General features: G+C 65.4%; 16 protein-coding genes. 12 read left to right on the forward strand and 4 right to left on the reverse strand.

All coding sequences use genetic code 11. The annotated features are described in order from the left end of the window. Positions 1–420: 420 nt before the first annotated feature. On the forward strand, positions 421–1,869 hold the full coding sequence (locus tag AC1Z3O_RS09390) for an efflux transporter outer membrane subunit (RefSeq protein ID WP_483515410.1): 1,449 nt from the start codon (positions 421–423) through the stop codon (positions 1,867–1,869). A gap of 176 nt (positions 1,870–2,045) precedes the next feature. On the opposite strand, the gene AC1Z3O_RS09395 is transcribed toward AC1Z3O_RS09390, so the two are convergent. The 3 genes from AC1Z3O_RS09395 to ppk2 all read right to left on the reverse strand — a co-directional run bounded on the left by AC1Z3O_RS09395 (position 2,046) and on the right by ppk2 (position 5,468). Then, on the reverse strand, positions 2,046–3,812 hold the full coding sequence (locus tag AC1Z3O_RS09395; RefSeq protein ID WP_483515412.1) for a SulP family inorganic anion transporter: 1,767 nt from the start codon (positions 3,810–3,812) through the stop codon (positions 2,046–2,048). Positions 3,813–3,911: 99 nt separating this feature from the next. Further along, positions 3,912–4,448 (reverse strand): N-acetyltransferase family protein, encoded by a 537-nt coding sequence (locus AC1Z3O_RS09400; RefSeq protein ID WP_483515414.1) that lies wholly within the window; start codon positions 4,446–4,448, stop codon positions 3,912–3,914. A 159-nt stretch (positions 4,449–4,607) separates the two neighbouring features. Continuing rightward, positions 4,608–5,468, reverse strand: a complete 861-nt coding sequence (ppk2, locus tag AC1Z3O_RS09405) for a polyphosphate kinase 2 (protein WP_483515415.1) — start codon at positions 5,466–5,468, stop codon at positions 4,608–4,610. A 367-nt stretch (positions 5,469–5,835) separates the two neighbouring features. Here ppk2 and AC1Z3O_RS09410 point away from each other — a divergent pair, with 367 nt between their 5' ends. From AC1Z3O_RS09410 to AC1Z3O_RS09455, 10 genes are all read left to right on the forward strand, one after another. Continuing rightward, positions 5,836–8,160 carry a patatin-like phospholipase family protein gene (locus tag AC1Z3O_RS09410; RefSeq protein ID WP_483517559.1) on the forward strand — a complete coding sequence of 775 codons (2,325 nt, stop codon included), beginning with the start codon at positions 5,836–5,838 and terminating at the stop codon, positions 8,158–8,160. A 1,097-nt stretch (positions 8,161–9,257) separates the two neighbouring features. Then, on the forward strand, positions 9,258–10,139 hold the full coding sequence (locus AC1Z3O_RS09415) for a sensor histidine kinase (protein ID WP_483515416.1): 882 nt from the start codon (positions 9,258–9,260) through the stop codon (positions 10,137–10,139). Beyond that, complete coding sequence (locus AC1Z3O_RS09420; protein ID WP_483515417.1) at positions 10,136–10,813, forward strand: response regulator transcription factor; 678 nt, start codon at positions 10,136–10,138, stop codon at positions 10,811–10,813. Before AC1Z3O_RS09415 ends, AC1Z3O_RS09420 begins: the two co-directional genes overlap by 4 nt. A 106-nt stretch (positions 10,814–10,919) precedes the next feature. Further along, positions 10,920–11,315 carry a response regulator gene (locus AC1Z3O_RS09425; protein WP_483515418.1) on the forward strand — a complete coding sequence of 132 codons (396 nt, stop codon included), beginning with the start codon at positions 10,920–10,922 and terminating at the stop codon, positions 11,313–11,315. 229 nt (positions 11,316–11,544) lie between these two features. Beyond that, on the forward strand, positions 11,545–11,895 hold the full coding sequence (locus AC1Z3O_RS09430) for a hypothetical protein (RefSeq protein ID WP_483515420.1): 351 nt from the start codon (positions 11,545–11,547) through the stop codon (positions 11,893–11,895). 112 nt (positions 11,896–12,007) lie between these two features. Continuing rightward, on the forward strand, positions 12,008–13,264 hold the full coding sequence (locus AC1Z3O_RS09435) for an efflux RND transporter periplasmic adaptor subunit (RefSeq protein WP_483515421.1): 1,257 nt from the start codon (positions 12,008–12,010) through the stop codon (positions 13,262–13,264). Further along, entirely contained in the window at positions 13,261–16,437 is a 3,177-nt protein-coding gene (locus tag AC1Z3O_RS09440; RefSeq protein WP_483515423.1) for an efflux RND transporter permease subunit, read from the forward strand. Before AC1Z3O_RS09435 ends, AC1Z3O_RS09440 begins: the two co-directional genes overlap by 4 nt. A gap of 115 nt (positions 16,438–16,552) precedes the next feature. Beyond that, positions 16,553–17,149 (forward strand): hypothetical protein, encoded by a 597-nt coding sequence (locus AC1Z3O_RS09445; RefSeq protein WP_483517560.1) that lies wholly within the window; start codon positions 16,553–16,555, stop codon positions 17,147–17,149. A gap of 140 nt (positions 17,150–17,289) precedes the next feature. Continuing rightward, entirely contained in the window at positions 17,290–17,691 is a 402-nt protein-coding gene (locus tag AC1Z3O_RS09450; protein ID WP_483515425.1) for a hypothetical protein, read from the forward strand. A 101-nt stretch (positions 17,692–17,792) separates the two neighbouring features. Continuing rightward, positions 17,793–18,047: an RNA-binding protein gene (locus AC1Z3O_RS09455; RefSeq protein WP_483515426.1), complete on the forward strand. Its 255-nt coding sequence runs from the start codon at positions 17,793–17,795 to the stop codon at positions 18,045–18,047. 17 nt (positions 18,048–18,064) lie between these two features. Here AC1Z3O_RS09455 and AC1Z3O_RS09460 read toward each other — a convergent pair whose 3' ends face one another. After that, on the reverse strand, positions 18,065–18,832 hold the full coding sequence (locus AC1Z3O_RS09460; protein WP_483515428.1) for a bestrophin-like domain: 768 nt from the start codon (positions 18,830–18,832) through the stop codon (positions 18,065–18,067). 303 nt (positions 18,833–19,135) lie between these two features. Here AC1Z3O_RS09460 and AC1Z3O_RS09465 point away from each other — a divergent pair, with 303 nt between their 5' ends. Then, complete coding sequence (locus tag AC1Z3O_RS09465) at positions 19,136–19,933, forward strand: hypothetical protein (RefSeq protein WP_483515430.1); 798 nt, start codon at positions 19,136–19,138, stop codon at positions 19,931–19,933. The last annotated feature ends 86 nt before the right edge of the window (positions 19,934–20,019 follow it).

Raw genomic sequence — 20,019 nt, forward strand, 5'->3', positions numbered from 1 at the left:
CGGCGCGGCACCGTGAATCGCGTCGGGCTTTCGCGCCGCAGCATAGCCTCGCATCGCTTGTTGGCCAGATGGCCGATCGCACTGCGGCGTACTAGTCGCCGACAGCGTCGCGCCGGGCGCGCGGCGATTCTCTCTGCATTCAAGCTAGTGCAATTCAACAAAATTCAATAGGACAGCCAGCAGGGTCGAATCTGCGCGGCGTCGAATCCGGGCCCGGCCGAGGGCGGGGCGGGGTGTCCTAACAGGCAGGTCGATCTCTCTGGATGTTGCGACAAGGCCGCTCCGGTTTTTGCTGACCGCACGGGTCGCCAGCATCGCTGCGGCGGCGGCCACGCACGCAATGCCTGCCAGGGATTGCGTCAAAAACTGGCGATACCCGGAGAATTGGCGATACTCAGAGAAATCAACGGGAGAATCGCCATGATCGCTGGCCATCGCTTCTTGGTTCCCTGCATTGCCGCGTGTCTCGCCGGATGTGCAATCGGTCCCGACTACAAGCGGCCCGAAACACCCGATGTACCGCAGTACCGCGTCGACGCAGGGGCGCTGACGATCGCGGCGGACAGTGCGTGGTGGGATGGCTTTGGCGATCCGGTGCTGGATGCCCTGGTTTATGCCGCGTTACGCAATAACTACGATGTACGGATTGCGGCGGAGCGCATCGAGCAATTCCGGGGGCAACTGGCCGTCGCGCGCGCCGGCTTCTTCCCACAGGTCAACCTGTCGGCCTCGGCGGCCCGCCAGCGCATCGGTACGTTCAATGGCACGCCGCTGGCGTCCTTGGATACGCCGCGCAACATCTATCAGTGGCAATTCAGTGCGAACTGGGAACTCGACCTGTGGGGTCGCATCCGTCGCCAGGCGGAAGCGGCCGAAGCCAATCTGTGGAACGCCGAGTATGCCCGGCGCGGGGTCGTGCTGGCCTTGGCGGCGTCGGTGGTGCAGGGCTATGCCACCTTGCGCGGGCTGGATGCGCAGCTCGACGTGGCCACCCAGACGCTGGCGGCCAGGGCAAGCAGCCTGGATATCTTCCGGCAACGCTATGAGGGCGGGGTCATATCGCAGGTCGAACTGTCGCAAGCCGAGAACGATTATTACTCCGCCGAGGCAACCATTCCCCCGCTGCGGACCGCCATCGCCCAGGCCGAGAATGCGCTATCGGTGCTGCTGGCGCGCGAGCCGGGCCCGATCGAGCGCGGCAAGCCGATCAACGAACTGCAGCCGCCGCCCGTCGGGGCGGACCTGCCGGCTGCCTTGCTGTCGCGCCGGCCCGACGTACTGCAGGCCGAGCAGGCGGCCGTCTCCGCCAATGCCCTGTTCGGCGCGTCGGAGGCCCTCTACCTGCCCGCAGTCAACCTGAGCGGGCTGTTCGGCGCCGTCGCCACCACGCCCGGCGCACTGTGGCACAGCGCATCGCAGGCGTGGAGTTTCGGTGCCGGCATCACGCAGCCGATCTTCCAGGGCGGGGCCATCCGCGGCCAGGTGAAGACGGCGTCAGCGCAGCGCAACGAAGCAATGCTGGCCTACCAAGGGGTCGTCCTGGCAGCGCTCGCCGATGTCAACACTGCCTTGTCGAACGGCGTGGAGACACGCAACCGGCTGCGCAGCCTGGTACAGCAGGAGAAGAGCCTGACGGTTTACGCCGACCAGGCGAGCGCGCGCTATGAGGGGGGCTATACCAGCTACCTCGAGGTGACGGATGCCAAGGAGAAGCTGTTCACCGCCCAGCTGGCGGCGATCCAGGGACAGGTGGACGTCTTGACCGGCACGGCTGCGCTTTACAAATCGCTGGGTGGCGGCTGGCCTGCCGTGCCGGAAGAGGTGCAGGCCGCCGGCATGCAGGGGGAGGCGCGCGCGGTGGCGCAGTGAGCCGGCAGTCCGGCCGGTCGAACTGCAGCTCGCCAGGATTCCGGGCGATCCGCCACGCGACCGCGCCTTTCTTCTGGTGCAGCTCCAGCGTGGGGACGCACCGCCCCCGCGCAACGCGCTAGAAACGGCCGAGCGGTACCTGTGAGCGAAAGGTCTGCGCCAAGGGCCGGCACGCCTCACTCACCCTCGTCGTCCAACGTATCGGACCAATCGACCGCATGGTCGACTAGGTAGGCGTCCACGGCGGCACTGACGGTCGGCTGAAAGCTCTGCTCGCCTAGCAGTGGCATCAGCTCGAAGCGCTTGAGCTTGTCCCGGACCGGATCCTTCATCTCGGCGAAATGCAGTTCGATGCCGCGTTCGCGCAGGTTCTGGCATAGCTCGCTCAGCATGTCGGCGGAGGTGACGTCGACACTCGTCACCGGTTCGGCGGCCACCACCACGCGGCGGATGGCTGTCGGTGCCTGCTCGATCGATTCCAGCACGCGCTGCTGGAAAAGCTCCGCATTGGCGAAGAACAGTGGCGCATCCCAGCGGAACAGTAGCAGGCCCGGCACGCGCCTGGCTTGCGGATAGCGTCGCACGTCGTGGTAGCCCCTGACGCCCGCCACGCGCCCGAGGATGGCGAAATGGGGGCGCCAGCCGTCCCACAGGAATTCGATGATGGCGGCCCCGACGGCCAGGAGGATGCCCGGGATCGCGCCGAACACCGCGACACCCGCGAAACAGCCGAACGATAGCCAGAACTCCCATTGCTGGATCCGATAGATCCGCTTCAAGTCGGTCAGCTCGAACAGCCCGATCGCTGCCGCGATCACCACCGCGGCCAGCGCGCTGCTGGGCATGAGGCGCATCAAGTCGGGGGCGAACAGCAGCAGCAAGGACACCGCCAGCGCGCCGAACACGCCGGTGAGCTGGGTGCGGGAGCCAGCGGCTTCGGCCACCGGCGTGCGCGACGAACTGCTGCTGATCGGAAAGCCCTGGAACAGCCCGGCCGCCAGGTTGGCGACGCCCAGCCCCACCATTTCCTGGTTCGGGTCGACCGGGCTGCGACTGCGTGCGGCGTAGGTCCGGGACAGCACGCTCGTGTCGGCAAAGGCGACCAGCGCCACGGCGACGCCGCCGAGAATGACTTTCGTCAGGTCCAAGCCGCTCATCCAGGGCAGGGAGAAGGCGGGCAAGCCCTGGGGCAGCTTGCCCAACACCTTCACGCCGAGGGTGTCCAGCTCGAACACGCGGACGCACAGGGTGGCCAGGACGACGGCGAGCAGGATGACGGGAACCCGTTTAAAACGCCGGAAGAGCAGGATCACCGCCAGACTGGCGCCGCCTACGGCAAAGCTGTACCAGTTCGCCTGGCCGTCGAGGATGGCGCGCACAAGGTTCACGATTTCGCGCAAGGGCCCGGTGTCCTCGATCTTGATGCCGAACAGCTTGGGCAACTGGCTGGTCAGCACAGTCAGCGCGATGCCGTTCATATAGCCGTAGCGGATCGGCTTGGACAGCAGTTCGGTGACGAAGCCCAGACGGAACAGGCCCGCGCCGATACAGACGAGCCCCGAAACCACCGCCATCATGCCGGCGACGACCACGGCGCGCGCCGGATCGCCTGCCGCCGTCTGCACGACGACGGCGAGTATCGGCGCCGCGAGCGAGGAGTCTGGCCCGATCACCAGTATCCGGCTGGGCCCGAACACGGCGTAGGCCAGCAAGGGGACGATCGTGGCATACAAGCCGTAGATGCCCGGAACGCCGGAAGCCTGCGCATAGGCGATGCCGACGGGCACCAGCATGGTGGTGAGCACAAGGCCGGCCGCCAGGTCGTTCGGCAGCCAGGCTGCGCGGTACTGTTTCAGCATCAGGAGACCCGGCACCCAGCGTAACCAATCCCCCGGCTCGCTTGCGGCATTGCCAGCGCCGGATGTCGGGTCGTCGCGTTGCATCGAGGCTCTCCTTACTGGGCCGAATGGACCGAGACAGAGGCAGGGCCTGCGGCGGCCGGATCTGCCGCTCGCGCGCCCACGCAGCTTCGCGGCCCGCGATCAGGCTCCCTGCGTTCCCCCTGGCACGCCGCTCTCCGCCATCTCCTTGCCTTGCCTGCCAAGATCGAGGGTGACCAGGCGCAAGGCGGGATCGTCCGGATCGCGCACGTCCCGGAAGCCGAGCCGGCGCGCCAGGCCGCGCATCGCACTATTCGAGGCGAGGACGTAGCCTAGCATGCGTCGATAGCCATGCGCGCCGGCTATGGCGATCAGTTCCTGCATCAGATGCCGGGCAAGGCCGGCGCCGCGCCAGCCGTCAACGATCGCGACGGCGAATTCGCATTCGTCGCTGCCGGGCGCGGCAGCGTAACGGGCACCGCCTACGATCGTTTCGGCTATCGATTCACCTTCACTGTCCTCCGCGACGGCCACCAGCGCAAATTCGCGTCCCGGTATCGGGTGCGTCGCCGCATCGAGCATGCCCTCCGGGAGTTCGTGCATGAAGGCCATGAAGCGCGCGTAGCGTGCCTCGGGGGAGAGCCTGTCGAATGCCGAGCGCAAGGCGTCCTTGTCCTCCGCGCGGATCTCGCGCAGCATCACACGGCGATCGCCGCGCAGTTGCTTGCGGACAGGCAGCCCGTGTTGGGACGGTTCCGGTGCTGGCATGGTTTCTGGCTTCGTCGCGCGATATCGGGGGAGGGGGCGGCCCACATCTGGCACGGCAGCTCGCGCCGCCTGCAGGCCAGGCGCCCGTTGCTAGAACCGTGCCGCGATGTATCGGCGCGGGCGGTCCGGTTCTTCGTAGCCGCCGGCCTTCTGCCGCGCCGGCAGCGTCACCTTCTTGTGCGGGATGACTTCATACGGAATCCTGGCGAGCAGATCGCTGATCACGTTGAGGCGGGCGCGGCGCTTGTCATTGGAGTCGACCACGAGCCATGGCGCCTTGTCCGTGTCCGTCGCGAGGAACATCGCATCGCGCGCGCGTGAGTAGTCATACCATCGGCTGTACGACTTGAGATCCATCGCGGAGAGCTTCCACGTCTTGCGGCCGTCGTCGATGCGCGCTTTCAGGCGGCGGGTCTGTTCCTCCTGGCTGACCTCCAGCCAGTACTTGAGCAGGATCACGCCGGAGTCGATGATGGCCTTCTCGACCGGCGGCACATCGCGCAGGAAGGCATCAGCCTGCTCGCTCGTGCAGAACCCCATCACGCGCTCCACGCCGGCCCGGTTGTACCAGCTACGGTCGAAGATCACGATCTCGCCTGCCGCTGGCAGGTGCCGTATGTACCGCTGGACGTACATCTGGGACTTCTCGCGTTCGGTTGGCGCCGGCAGCGCCACCACGCGGAACACGCGCGGGCTGACCCGTTCGGTGATGGCCTTGATGGTGCCGCCCTTGCCGGCACCGTCCCGGCCCTCGAAGACGATGCAGATCTTGCTGCCAGTGGCTTGCACCCAGTCCTGCAGCTTGACCAGTTCGACATGCAGCCCGAACAGGGCCTCCAGGTACTCCTTGTTGCGCATGCGGCCCTTTCCCTCGGCGCCTTCCGTTTCCAGCCGGGCCTGATCGTCCTGGACGCCAGGCGCCTTCTTTGTCTTCTTCGCCTTCTTTGCCATTTGCCTTCCTCCTGGCGGCATGCCGGCAGCTTGCCGTTCGGCCACGGGCCGACGCCACGGCAATGCGTGACGCCGGACGTCAGCAGTCAGGCATCACGCCGGATCGCGTGCACGAACATCACTTCCGAAAGCGGAAAGACAAGCTTGCGCGAGCGGCCTGCCCCGATTGAATATGCCCCGCTTTACAGGCGTGTGCAATGGATCTTTAGTCCAATATCGCCGCACTCGCCGCGGCACTAGTCTGGATGGACGTGTCCCCCTTGAGAGCGGCCCCATGAATGTCGCGGCGACTTCAAGCTGGAGACAGCCTCAAGCGCGGCGCGGCACCGGAGAGGGGGCGTCGCCCTGGCGCAGCCTTGCCGCCTACATGCGGACGCGGCTGCTGGCGTGGCTGCTGGCGATGGCGGCATTGGCGGCCATGCTTCCCCTGCATGCGCTCGCGCAACCCGACGAGCCGGTCCCGGCCGCGCCGACTGCACCCCTTGCACCAGCCGCCGTGGCAACGCCAGCGGAAGAGGCGGGCGGGACCGCCCCACGCGCGGCACCGGCGGCACCGGCAGCCCCAGTGGGCCGGCCACGCATCTGCCTGGTGCTCTCCGGCGGCGGTGCGCGCGGGGCAGCCCATATCGGCGTGCTGAAGGTTCTGGAGGAACTGCGCGTGCCGGTCGACTGCATTGCGGGAACCAGCATGGGATCGCTGGTGGGCGCCGCCTATGCGACGGGCATTCAACCAGACGAGATGGAGAGGCTGGTCGCCGGCTTGTCGACGCGTGCACTGTTCAACGAGCGTCCCCCCCGGCAGGACCTGGCAATCCGCCGGAAGCTGGAGGACCGGACCAACCTGTTCACCCCCGAGATCGGCCTCAAGGATGGAAAGCTCATCCCGCCAAAGGGCGCCGTGACCGGGGTGCAGCTCGAAAAGGTCTTGCGCACCCTGGCCCGCGCGCCAGGCTACCAGGACTTCGACCACCTCCCGATACCGTACCGCGCGGTGGCCACCGACCTGGTGACCGGCGCCCCCGTCGTCTTCAGCCGGGGCGAACTGGCGAACGTCATGCGCGCCAGCATGTCCGTTCCCGGCGTGGTGGCGCCAACGGAATATCAAGGACACCTGCTCGTCGATGGCGGCTTGACGAACAATCTGCCCGTCGACGTGGCCCTCTCCATGGGCGCGGACATCATCATCGCCGTCAACCTCGGCACCCCGCTGATGCGCCGTGAAGAATTGACCTCGCTGATCGGCGTGGCGGGCCAGATGCTGAATATTCTGACCGAGCAGAACGTACGCAGGTCCTTGGGGCAACTCCGGCCGCAGGACATCCTGATCGAGCCCGAGCTGGGTGGTTTCTCCGCGGGGGATTTCGACAACTTGCCGAAGACCATCCCGATCGGGGAGGCGGCCGCGCGCAAGGTGGAGGATCGGCTGAAGCCGCTTGCCCTGTCGCCGCAGGAGTACGCGGCGCTGCGGCAACGCCAGGAGACCTTGCCCCCACCGGAAAACCGTCCGATCGACGAGATCCGCCTGGCACCGCTTGAGCGGGTGAATCCTGAGTTCGCCATGGCCAACCTGGAGACCAAGCCGGGACAAGCGATCGATCAGGCGAAGCTGGATGAGGACATGAGCCGGCTCTTCGGCACCGGTGACTTCGAGCACGTCAACTACTCGCTTCTCGAAGAGCCGGGCAAGCGCATCCTGGCGATCGACGCCGTCGAGAAGTCCTACGGCCCCAGCTACCTGCGCTTCGGCTTCGGCCTGAGCAGCGATTTCAAGGGTGATGCCCTGTTCAATCTGCTGGCGAGCTATCGACGGACCTGGATCAATTCGTTCGGGGCCGAATGGCGCACCGACCTCCAGGCAGGGCAGACCAGCAGCCTGGTGAGCGAGTTCTACCAGCCGCTGAACACGCGGCAGTCCATCTTCGTCGCGCCAAGAGTCGAGCTGGAACGCAGGCCCATCAATGTCTTCCAAGGATCCAACCGGATCGCGACCTACGACCTGCGGCGCGTCGATTTCGAGCTCGACTTCGGCAGCCGCTTCACCAAGTACGGCGAGGCACGGATCGGCTTGCTGACCGGCCACGAGAACATTTCGCTCAGCACCGGCCCCGCCTTCCTCGCCCCCCCGCTGGAGAGCTTCCAGCGCGGCGCTGTCACTGCGCGGCTGCTGTTCGACCAGCTCGACAGCGCCAGCTTCCCGCGCTCCGGCTATGCCGCAACCATGCGCGTCTACGCCTCCGAGCCGGGGCTGGGCGCCGACCAGAGCTATGTCAAGGCCGATGCCGATGGCACCTATGCCTGGTCGAGCGGCAGGCATACCCTCAACCTGGGATTCAAGGCCGGCACCAATGTCGGCGGCAATCCGCTGCCGCGCAACGATCTGTTCCAATGGGGCGGCTTCCTGCAGCAGTCCGGCTACAGCACGGGGCAACTGCTCGGGGGCAACCTGCAATTCGTGCGCGCGGTCTATTACAACAAGCTGGCCAGGCAATCGCTGCTGGAAGGCATTTATGGCGGGTTCTCGCTGGAAGCGGGACGCATGGGCGCACCGCTCGTGCCGGGAAGCCCGACCGGCCTGCTCAAGTCAGCTTCCGTGTTCCTCGCGCTGGATACGCCGGTTGGGCCGTTCTACCTGGGCTACGGGCGGGCGGCCGGGGGCAGCTACAGCTTCTATCTGTTTCTTGGCAAGCCGTAGCCGTCCACGTACAACGACAAGACAGGCGAGACAGCGGAGGCGGTGCCGCCCTGGCGCTGCGGTGATCGCAGAACGCACAGCTAGCATCGGCGAATGAAAGCGGGCGGTCGCGACAACGACGGGCAGGCTGATCCGCGGGCAAAGCAGCGGAATTCGATTCATTGGCGTTCGCATTCCGCTGCGCAGGGCCTGCCTGGGACGCTCGGCGCGCATGCGCTTGCGCGCGGCATCGCGACCCGCAAATGGGTGAATTGCCTGCGAGGCTGCTCATATGGCGCGCCGCCCGATGCCTCATGAACATTGCATGGTGCGTTGGCGCTCAGTGCGGGCCGTGATTGCCAGGCCAAGCAGGCAGGCCGCGCCGCCACGTTACGGTCAAGGGAAATCGGCCCCGCAGGGAAAACCAGCTTGTCACTTACTCGCACGGCTTATTGGAGAACCGCGCGCGCATGCACTATATCCATTAGTGGATAAAACCAATAATCCAGATGCCGGCCAGGCGGCCCCTGCAATGCGGTCGCCTGGCCGGCGAGGGAACACCATGACGCTCGTCACGGCAATTCCGGTCGGGCCGGGGGGGATCGCCTCGGCGTTGCTCCTGGTCCTTGGCGTTTTCTGGTATGGCGTATGCAGGCTGGCGAAGCGGCGGCCAGCGCGCGCCGGCCTTGGCGTGCCCGGCGGAGCGACGTCTGACGCAAGTGCGGACTCTCCCGCCTTGTGCGTTGCCCCGAGCGCCAGTGCCATGCAAAGTGATCGGGTAGCGCCCGCGGCTCCGCGCTTCGAAGCCTCTCCGGGAGCACACCTCGCGCTCGAGGAGGCACCATCACATGCGATCGAACCCGGCGCGGGCTTGCGGGATCCGCAGGATGGCGCGCTGGCCCTGTTGCGCCAGGTGCTTTCGCCGTTGCCCATGGCCATCCTGATCGCCGACGGCAGACCGGCGCATCGTCTTCGCGAACGCGGCGGCGGAATCGCGCTTCGGCAACCCCGCCGGCACGCTGGCCGGCACTTCGGCCGATGCGCTTTGCCCGGACTTGGCTCGCCTCGCAGTTCCGAGCCATCCCGCGCGTCGGGCGCAAGGTAGCCAGGAATCCGCCGTGGCGTACAGCGTACATGCGCTGCCAGCCGGACGGCATCTGTGGTATCTCGTCTACTTCCAGGATGCCGCCCAGGACCGGCAGCGTGAAGAGGACAGGGAGACGCTGCTTCACCTGGCGCGTGTATCCAGCCTGGGCGAACTCGCGGGATCGCTGGCGCATGAACTGAACCAGCCGCTGACCGCGATCGTCAGCAACACCCAGGCGGCGAGCAGGTATCTGCGCGCAACACCGCCGGACCTGCAGGAGTTGCGCGAGATCCTCATCGACGTGGCCAAGGACGCTTGCCGGGCAAGTGCCACCGTGCGTCGGATACGTGCCTTGATCCGGCGGGAACCCACGTGCTACGCGCCCATCGATCTGCGCGAAGCCATGGAGGAAGCCATGGCGATCATGGGCACGAAGGCCATGACGCAAGGCATTCGGTTGATTTGCCAGATAGACGAGGGCATGCCGGCGGTCACCGGAGACAGGGTGCAAGTGCAGCAGGTGCTGCTGAACCTGCTGCTGAATGCCATCGATGCAACGAGCGCGGCTGGCAGGGCGAATGCGCCCGCGGCGCGCCTGCCGAACGACCGCCGGATCGTCGTGCATGCTTGCGAGCACGCCGGGATGGCCTGGATCGCGGTGCGCGACTGGGGCTGTGGCATCCCAGAGGCGGATCTTGCGAGTGTCTTCGAGCCGTTCATGACATCCAAGCCGAACGGCCTCGGGCTCGGGCTTTCGATCTGCAGGACGATCGTCGCGCAGCACGGCGGGACCCTGGAAGCGCGCCGGAATGCGGATGCCGGCATGACCTTCGTGTTCAGCTTGCCTTATGCGGCGCAGGAAATGGGGCAGGCGAGCCCGGCGGCCACATCGAAAGGGGAGGGCGTTGGATGAGCGCACCCGAGCCGACGGTGTACGTGCTGGACGACGACGCAGCGGTACGCAAGGCACTGGCTCGCCTGATCGCCGCAGGGGGACATCACGTTGCCGTGTTCGATTCGGCCGCGGCATTCCTGCACCAAGCCGACCTGGACGGCGCCCCGGCTTGTCTCGTCCTGGATCTCTGCATACCGGACACCGACGGCATCGCGGTACAGCGCGAACTCAAGGGGGAAATCCCCATCGTCTTCCTGACCGGGCATGCCGACGTACTCAGCACGGTAACGGCGATGAAGGCGGGCGCCGTCGATTTCCTCGAGAAGCCCGTGCTCGACGATGTGCTGCTGGCAGCCATCGACCGCGCTTGCGAGATTGCCGTGCTGGCCCACCAGCAACGCCGCGAGATGGCCATCCTGCGGGACCACCTGGCGCGGCTGACCCCGCGTGAGCGCGAGGTCATGGCCTGGGTCGTCACCGGGCGCCTCAACAAGCAGGTGGCAAGCGAGCTCGGGACCGTCGAGAAGACGATCAAGGCCCACCGCGCCCGCGTGATGCAGAAGATGGAGGTTTCATCACTGGCGGACCTGGTGCGGATTGCCGACAAGGTCGGCATGCTGCCGGACATAAGCGGCCACCACGTCTCCCCCAGCACGCCGCAGGACTCCGCGCGCCAGCCCGACTCCCTCTGACGGATAGGACCATGGTCCAATCGCGCGAAGGCACAGGCTCGGCCTAGGCTACATGTGTGAAGTGAGAACGCTTTCCGCGGGGATCGCTGGAACATGGTGCCGCCAAATGAAGAAGAGGAAGCCTTTCGTCGTTGTCGTGGACGACGATGCGTCGGTAACCCGCTCGATCACGCGGCTGCTGCGCGCGGCCGGCATGATCGTCGAGGCATATACCAATGCCACTGACTTCCTGGCCCGCCTGCATGCGGACGCAGCGTATCGGCCGGACTGCGTGGTGACCGACATCTTCATGCCGGAGATCGACGGCTTCGAACTCCAGCGGCGCCTGGCCGGCCGAAACCTGCCCATCCTGTTCATCACAGCGAGCGATGCGCCGCAACTGGGAGAAGAGGCCAGGGCCGCAGGCGCGCTGGCATGCCTGCGCAAGCCGTTCCAAGAGGCGCATCTGCTGGAACAGATTCAGGCCGCAGTGGGCTCGACCAGGCCTGCGCCGAGGCCGTGATGCCAGCCACCGCGCGGGAGCAGGGGCATGCGTCCGGTGCTGGCAGGCTCCCGCCTGCTCGCCGCCCTGCGAGAGCCCACGTCAATTGGACCATGGCCCAATTGTCTTTCCTTGCAAGAGAACACAATCTAGCCTCAATGACGATGTCTACCATCGGGGCAGAGCGCGCGCCCGCTCCGATCGAGGTGCGTTCCACGAGAGGTCCGGGAAGCATCCCTGAGTCACGATCATGGCTTCTGGAAAACGGATCGAGCAGCTTACCACCAGCTTGCCGCAGTACTCGCGCCTATCGTTCCGGCAGGTGGGAGCCTGCTCGTTCGCCCTCCGCACCCTTCAACGCGGCCGGCCTCCGTTTCCGGACGGGGGCGACGGCATGCGCGCTGCCAACGGGAATGCGCCACCCAGGGGCAAGCCCGGAATTGCGGGCTGCCTCGCGTTGCGGCTACGGCTCGCGCTTCCCGCCGGCCGACAGCCCGGCTTCACCGCGAAGGCCGGGAAAATCGGCAAGCGGACCATGCCGCCGTACCGCAATCCGGTCGCCGCAGACTACTCTGGATGGAACATGACAACGGTGCCGTGAATCGTTCAAGGGAGGTCGCGGTCGGCATACGATCGGGTGGCGCCGGATCGCCGGGCTGCGTGGGCAGGACAAGACGCGGGATATTCATTGGCACGAGCGAGGGGGTGTCGTGATGCGAATCAAGCGCTGGGGTCTACGATCAGGTGTACCTTCCCTCATGCTTGTGGCGCTTCTCGCCGCCGGGTGCCAGCGCGAAAAGCCTGCGCCGCCGGCGGCGCGGGCCGCCGAGGTCGGGGTGATCACCGTCGCCTTGCGCGATGTGCCGATCGTCTTCGAGTTCGTCGGCGAGACGGAAAGCTCGCAGCAGGTCGAGATCCGGTCGAGAGTCAATGGCTTCCTCGAGCAGCGGGTCTATACCGAGGGGTCTGTGGTCAAGGCCGGCGAGGTCCTGTTCCGGATGGACCCGAAACCGTTCCGTGCGGCCCTGGAGGCAGCGAATGCAGCGCTAGCGCTGCAGCAGGCAAGGCTCTCCACGGCCCAGGCCAACCTCAATCGCGTGCGGCCCCTGGCGGCGAGAAACGCCCTGAGCCAGAAGGACCTCGACGACTCGATCGGGCAGGAGAAGGCGGCCGCCGCCGCGGTGGAGGAGGCGAAGGCCAATGTGATCACCGCCAAGCTGAACCTGGGCTACACGACCATCACCACCCCGGTGAGCGGCTTGTCGAGCTTCGCCAAGAGGCAGGTCGGCACCTACATCGACACGACCAACAGCCTGCTGACCTATGTGGCCAAGCTGGACCCGATGTGGGTCAATTTCAGCCTGTCGGAGAACGAGGTGCTCCAGTCGCGGTCACAGCAGGAAGCGGGCACCTTGAAGCTGCCGCCGCGCGGCGCGCTCGAGGTGGAGATCATCCTGGCGGACGGCACGGTGTACCCCAGCCGAGGCAGGATCGCATTCGCCGATGCCTCCTTCAACTCGCAGACCGGAACCTATCTCGTCCGGGCTGAGATGAAGAATCCGGACAGCGTGCTGCGCCCCGGACAGTTCGTCCGGGTCAAGCTGATCGGCGCGATGCGGACCAACGCCGTGGCCGTGCCGCAGGAGGCCGTGGTGCAGGGCCAGCGCGGCGAGACGGTATGGACGGTCGACAAGGATGGCAAGGCACAGCCAAGGGTGATCGAGGTCGGGGAATGGACCGGCGGAGAGTGGGTCGTGCGATCTGGGCTGCGCCCGGGCGATCAGGTCATCGTCAGCGGCGCCCTCCGGCTCGCTCCCGGCGCCCCCGTGAAGCCCATCCCGGCCGCGAGCGGGGCGGCGTCGGGCGCGCAGGCGGCAGGCCCGGCCAGCAGGCCCGAGGCCAGTCCGACCAGCAATATACGCGCTGCCGTCTCTGATGCAGCCGCAGCCCGCGAGGACCGGAAGCCATGAAGATATCCCACTTCTTCATCGACCGGCCGATCTTCGCATCGGTCCTCTCGATCATCCTGGTCGTGGCCGGCCTGGTGGCCATGTTCAACTTGCCGGTGGCGCAGTTCCCGGATATCACACCGCCAACCATCACGGTGTCCACCACTTACCCCGGCGCGAACTCCGAGGTGGTCGGGCAGAACGTGGCAGCGCCGATCGAGCAGCAGGTCAACGGCGCGGACCGGATGATCTATATGTCGTCTGCCAGTTCTTCCACCGGCAACATGAACCTGACGATCTACTTCGAGATCGGGACCGATCCGTCGCTGGCGCAGGTCGATGTGCAGAACCGCGTGAACCTGGCGCTGCCCACCCTCCCGGATGCCGTGACGAAGCAGGGCGTTTCCGTGCAGAAGCGCTCGGCGGCCTTCATGATGGTGATTGCGGTCTACTCACCGGACAATAGCTATCCGCAGACCTTCGTCGACAACTACACGAACATCTACGTCCTCGATGCCCTGAAGCGCATCCCCGGCGCCAACCAGGCATCGATCTTCGGCACGCCGGACTATGCGATGCGGATCTGGCTGCGGCCGGACAAGATGGCGCGGCTCGGCATCACGGCCGAGGACGTGAAGAACGCCGTTTCCGCGCAGAACGAGCAATTCTCCGCCGGGCGGATCGGCCAGGCGCCCACGGCGGGGCCGGTCAAGCAGACCTTTCCGATCGCCACGAAGGGCCGCATGACCGAGCCCGAGGAGTTCGAAAACATCATCCTGCGCGCGGCTTCGGAAGGCGCGCAGATCGTCCGCCTGAAGGATATCGGCCGGGCCGAACTGGGATCCAAGGACTACTCCCTGCGCAGCCGCTTCAAGGGGAAGACCGCCACCTTGCTGGCCGTGTACCAGCAGCCCGGCGCGAATGCGCTGGCCGTCTCGGCGGCCGTGCGCAAGACGCTGGAGGAGGCAAAGAAGAGCTTCCCCGGCATCCAGTACGAAATCGCCCTGGATACGACTGAGTTCGTCCAAGAGTCGATCAACGAAGTCATCCATACGCTAAGGGATGCCGTGATCCTCGTGATCCTCGTGGTCTACCTGTTCCTGCAGAGCTTCCGCGCCACGCTGGTTCCGATCCTGGCGGTACCCGTCTCCATCATCGGGGCCTTTTCGGCCATGTCGGCGTTCGGGTTCTCCGTCAATATGCTCACCCTGTTCGGGATGGTGCTGGCGATCGGTATCGTGGTGGACGATGCGATCGTCGTGATCGAAAACGTCGAACGCAATATGGTGGAGCACAAGATGCCGCCGAGGGAGGCGGCAAAGGCCGCCATGGATGAAGTCGGCGGGCCGGTGATCGCAATCGTGCTGGTGCTGCTCGCCGTGTTCGTCCCGGTGGCGTTCCTCTCGGGCATCACCGGCCAGCTCTACAAGCAGTTTGCCATTACGCTGGCCATCTCCGTATTGCTGTCCGGCGTGGTGGCGCTGACGCTTTCGCCGGCGCTGGCAGCCCTGCTGCTGAAGCCAGGCGAGCACGAAAAGAACCGCTTCTTCCGCTGGTTCAATGCCACCTTCGATCGTACGGTACAAGGCTATGGCCGATCCGTGCAGATATTGATCAAGCGAGTGGTGGTCTCCCTGGGCCTGGTAGCCGCGATGCTGGTGGTGAGCGTGCTGATGTTCGCGCGGGTGCCGAACTCGTTCCTGCCGGTAGAAGACCAGGGCTATTTGTTCGGCGCGGTGATCCTGCCGGATGCGGCGAGCCTCGACAGGACCACGGCGCTGTCCAAGCGGGCCGAAGCGTGGCTCGAGCAGCAGCCCGAGGTGAAGTCCGTGGCCGCACCCGATGGCTACAGCCTGATCGACTCGCAGAACAAGACAAACGCCGGCACGCTGTTTATCACGCTGAAGGGGTTCCACGAGCGGAAGAAGGGGGAAAGCGCGGAAAACCTGATCGCGAAGGCGACCAAGGAATTCTCGACGTTCCAGGAGGGACTGGTGGTTCCGGTCAATCCACCGTCCATCCCGGGCCTGGGAACCACGGGCGGCTTTGAATTCTGGCTGCAGAGCACCGGCGACGGGACCTATCAGCAGCTCGAGGACAGGGTCCGCGCCTTCATCGCCAAGGCACGGCAGCGGCCCGAGTTGCGCGGGGTCACTTCCACCATCAATACGCGATCCCGGCAACTGCTGGTGGATGTGGACCGGGAACGCGCGGAAACCCAGGGCGTTCCGGTCCAGGACATCTATTCGGCGCTGCAGACGATGTTCGGCTCCTTGTATGTCAGCCAGTTCCCGAAGAACAGCCGGCTGTTCCAGGTCATCCTGCAGGCCGAGCCGGAATTCCGCTCGCGCCCGGAGGACCTGGACAAGGTCTATGTGCGCAACGTCAAGGGCGACATGGTCCCGATCAAGGCGGTAACCACCTCGCGCTACGTTCCTGGCGCCGACATCGTGACGCGGTTCAACAACTTCCCTGCCGCCAAGATCACCGGCGACGCCGCGCCGGGATACAGCTCCGGACAAGCACTCGCCGCGATGGAGGACGTGGCCAAGGAGGTCTTGGGGGAGGGCTACAGCTACGCATGGAGCGGACAAGCGTTCGAGGAGAAGAAGGCGGGCTCGACGGCCGTGCTGGTGTTCGCCTTCGCCTTGCTGATGGTCTTTCTCATCCTGGCCGCGCAGTATGAGCGCTGGTCGCTGCCGTTCGGCGTCCTGCTGGCTGTGCCGTTCGCGCTGTTCGGTGCGCTGCTCGCCATCGTCATGCGCGGCATGGAGAACGATGTCTACTTCCAGATCGGCTTGACCGTGCTGATCGCGCTGGCCGCGAAGAACGCAATCCTGATCTTCGAGTTCGCCGTCGAACTGCGCCATAAGCAGCATCTCAGTGCATACGATGCCGCCATCGAGGCCTCCAAGCTGCGCCTGCGCCCGATCGTGATGACGTCGCTGGCCTTTATCCTGGGTTGCGTACCCTTGGCGATCGCAAGCGGCGCTTCCGCTGCCAGCCGACAGTCCTTGGGCACCGGGGTCATCGGCGGCATGCTCGGCGCAACGGTCATAGCGATCTTCTTCATCCCGCTGTTCTACTGGGGTCTTGAGGTGCTTTCGCAGCGCAAGGAGCCAGGCAAGGCGGAGGGGGGTGCGACACCACCCGGTGCGGCAGGCCCGCAGCCATCGCCCCCCGAGGGCGGGTAGCCATGAGAACACACACATGAGGAAAAGCCGGGGAGGCGGGTTCGCGCAACAGGGTAGGGCGGGTGCCCCTGGCGGGAAAGGTGGCAGACCAACCGGACTAGCGAGGGAGAGCATGATGAGACGCATCGAGGTTCTTGCCGTGGCGGCGATCCTGGCGATGGGGCAAGCGGCAATGGCGCAACCGGCGCAACCCTCAGAGAAGGTCGAGGTGACGACCGCGCCCGGCCAGGCCATGGCGACGGGCACCGTCACGGTGCGCGCGACCGTTGTCGCGATCGACGCGCCGAACAGGACAGTGACCCTGAAGAACCCGAAGGGCAAGGTCATGCAATTGACGGTCGGCGAAGAAGCCCGGAACTTTGACCAGCTCAAGGTCGGAGACGTGGTTGTCGCACATTACAAGGAAGCGCTCTCCCTGAGCCTCAAGAAAGAAGGCGGCCCCCCGTCGGTGAATGAGCGAGAAACGATCAGCCGCTCCGATCCGGGCGCCAAGCCAGGCGGCACGATCGGCCGCGAGGTGACTGTCATGGCGGACGTCGTTGGTGTGAACAGCAAGTCCAAGAAAGTCACGTTGAAGGGACCGAAAGGGAATACCATCGACCTGACGGTCGAAGACCCGGATCAGCTCAAGGGGATCAAGAAGGGTGACAAGGTCCAGGCTGTGTACACGGAAGCACTGGCGATTTCCGTCGAGCCGGGCGTAAAGCAGTAGCGCGGGCACGCTGCATGAGCGGGGACCGGCCACCGCATCCGGGCCAGGCCCCGCTTGATGCACTACGGCATCCGATATGCCATGGAACCTCAGCGATTCCACGGGGATGCAGCTGACACGCGACCGCAGAGGGAATTGCCATGAAACGCACCACAAGTCTCGCGAGCGCGGCGAGAGCAGCGGCGGCGGCAGTGACAGTGCTGGCCGCCATGACGCCGGCGCACGCCTACTTCGACTACTACCTGCATGGAACGATCATCGGTTCGCTGAGTAAGGAACAGTCGTCGGCCTTTGCCAAGACCTTCAGGGATACGCTGGCACACGCGCCGGACGGCGAGAGCGTTGCCTTCTCGCTGCCAGCCGACAAGCGGGGCAAGGCGACGGAAGGAACCTTGACGGTCGTGCAATCCAAGATGGATGGAAGCCAGCAGTGCCGGAAGATGCGCAGCGAGATGCGGCAAGAACAGCGCAGCGAGAAATGGGAGGGCTGGTACTGCAAGCAGGCGAGCGGGCAATGGAAGGGAAGACCGGTCAAGGAGTAGGCCCCCGTCAGCCCCCCGTCCGGGACATCGAACGCCGCGTCTGGCGGGCAATGGGCAACCCGGCACCATTCACCGCAATGCTGCGGTGGAAGGAGTAGAGCATGATCCGTCTATGGTTGGTGAACTTCGAGCCTGGAACGTCGGATGACGAAATCCAGGCATTCCTCGTCAAATATGGATTTCCGGCCTTCGATGCCATCGAGCAGGTTCCCGGCGACGGGACCCGGCCGGGAGCCACGATCACGTTCAACACGCTCGATGAAGAGGCGCTGCGTCGGTTGCTGCCGCGAGTCCACAACATCTATTGGAAGAACCGGAAGCTTAATGCCGTCATTTTCTCGGAGCGTTTTACGTAGCTTGACGCGGCGGCGCTTCACTGTCCGTGCAGGGAGCCGGCAAGGCTCTCCAGATTCTGTGCGGACACGTGGATCAGCCCGCCACGCGGGCTGTCGATATCCGCGATCAGCATCATCGAGATCGCGACGACCAGGGGCAGCATCGGATTGAGCGCCACGCCCAGTCTGGTGCCATGCGCGCCATAGCCGATCAGCAGGCTGCCGCATACGGCGATGGCAGCCATCATGGCCCACGCTGCCAGCGGTATCCTGTTGCGCCATGACGCTTGCGTATAGCCCTGGGTGTTCAGCACATCGTTCATGCCGGCAACCACCAAGGCCACGACGGGCGTGGGGTGCACGGCGGCAGGGGTGCGCACCGCGGCCCAGAGCTCGGCTTGCAGCCGTGCAGTATCGTCATCAACCTGCTGGAGCCGCTGGCCGTCGCGAACCTCATAAAAGAGGATGCGCTGCTCAAGGTACTTGACCAGGAGCAACCGCACCCTTTCCGCATCGTCGGCTGGCAACAGATCGGCCCGGACATATTCCGTGCCGATCGCGTTTGCCTCTTCCTCTTCGTAATTCTTGCGCTGGTCGTAGCGGCTGATGGCCATCGAGAAACTGAAGCCGATAATCAGGCCAAGCAAGGTAAGGGTGGCGCCCTGGACAATGGCAAAGTCCTGATGCTCACCCTCGCTCAGTGCCACACGCCTGCCGGCAATGGCGAGCCCGGCCCGCGTTGCCAGCCATAGAATGGCAAACGAAAGCACGAAAACCACGGCCGGATAATCGGTTATCACACGCATTGGCAATCGATCCGCAGCATCTCAGCACAGCACAGCACAGCACAGCACAGCACAGCACAGTAGGACTCATTATTTGTCGGCCATCTTGGTCAGAGCAATTGCTGCATTGCAATATGCGTTAGCCAGAGCACGATCGATGCGAATCGCCCGACGTGACTGGACGCGGCCTTACATCTGCCCAAGTTCCCGCGCGCAATCTTCCCTATAGTCCAAGAGTGGGCAGCGAATATTGCGTTTCCTGCGGATTGCGCTGGGGCTGTGGGCAATTCGGGAGTCAGAGGCCGACAAGACTGCAGTTGACGATTGGCCGGGGAAGCGAGCACGCTATGGAAGACTGGGCCATCCGGATGGAAGGGAATCCGGAGCTACCCGCTTGAAGAGGAAGAGCCTGAAGGGAGAAAGCAGGCGATGGTATTTTGGAAGATCGCGATCGGCCGGTTCTGCGCGCTGTGCCTGGCGTGTCTGGCGGGATTCTCCGTTCCGCCGCTTGCGCTGGCACGGGATGCAGCCTGGTTCCCGGGGGACGATCCTGGCTTTTCGCAATCGATCGAGCGCGCTTCGGCTCGCAGCAAGCACGGCCACGGCGCCGCAGCGCCGACGCGCCGTGGCGCGCCCGTGGTGCGGGTCGTCAGTGGTTCCTGGCGTACTTGTGGCTTCCCGACCTCCTTGGCCCGGGAAACCCCCGCGCTCCCCGTGGCCGGGCCGGGGGAAGGTGACGCGAGAAGCGGCCGGCCGGGCGGGCTCGAGGGCCCGGTGGCAAGACGCTATGGCGACGTCTGGTACCTGACCGTCGGCACCGACAAGGAGGACCGCGCGGCGCTCGTGGGCGCGGCGCGCGGCTACAGCCTCTGCCTGGCCTATCTCAACCGTGCAGGCGCCGGGCTTGCCGGCGTGGACACGCGCATATACAGGCCGAACGGCCGCCTTGTCTTCCACGTCGTGTCCGACGGGCCGCTGCTGCTTGTCCGCCTGCAGCCTGGCCGCTATCGCATCGTTGCAAGTTCCGATGGCGACGCTGTGGTGATGCCGCTCACGGTCCGTTCCCGTGGACAGGTAGCAATGAAGTTGCGCTGGCTTGGCGCCGCCAGATTGCGGGTGTAGGGGCGCGAAACGAACCGGCTTCGAACCGGCTTCGAACCGCGCATTCCCTGGAGACGGACTGATTGGAGGCGCTGCACACGGTCGCG

The sequence above is a fragment of the Cupriavidus sp. 09_S30 genome (genome assembly GCF_056930435.1).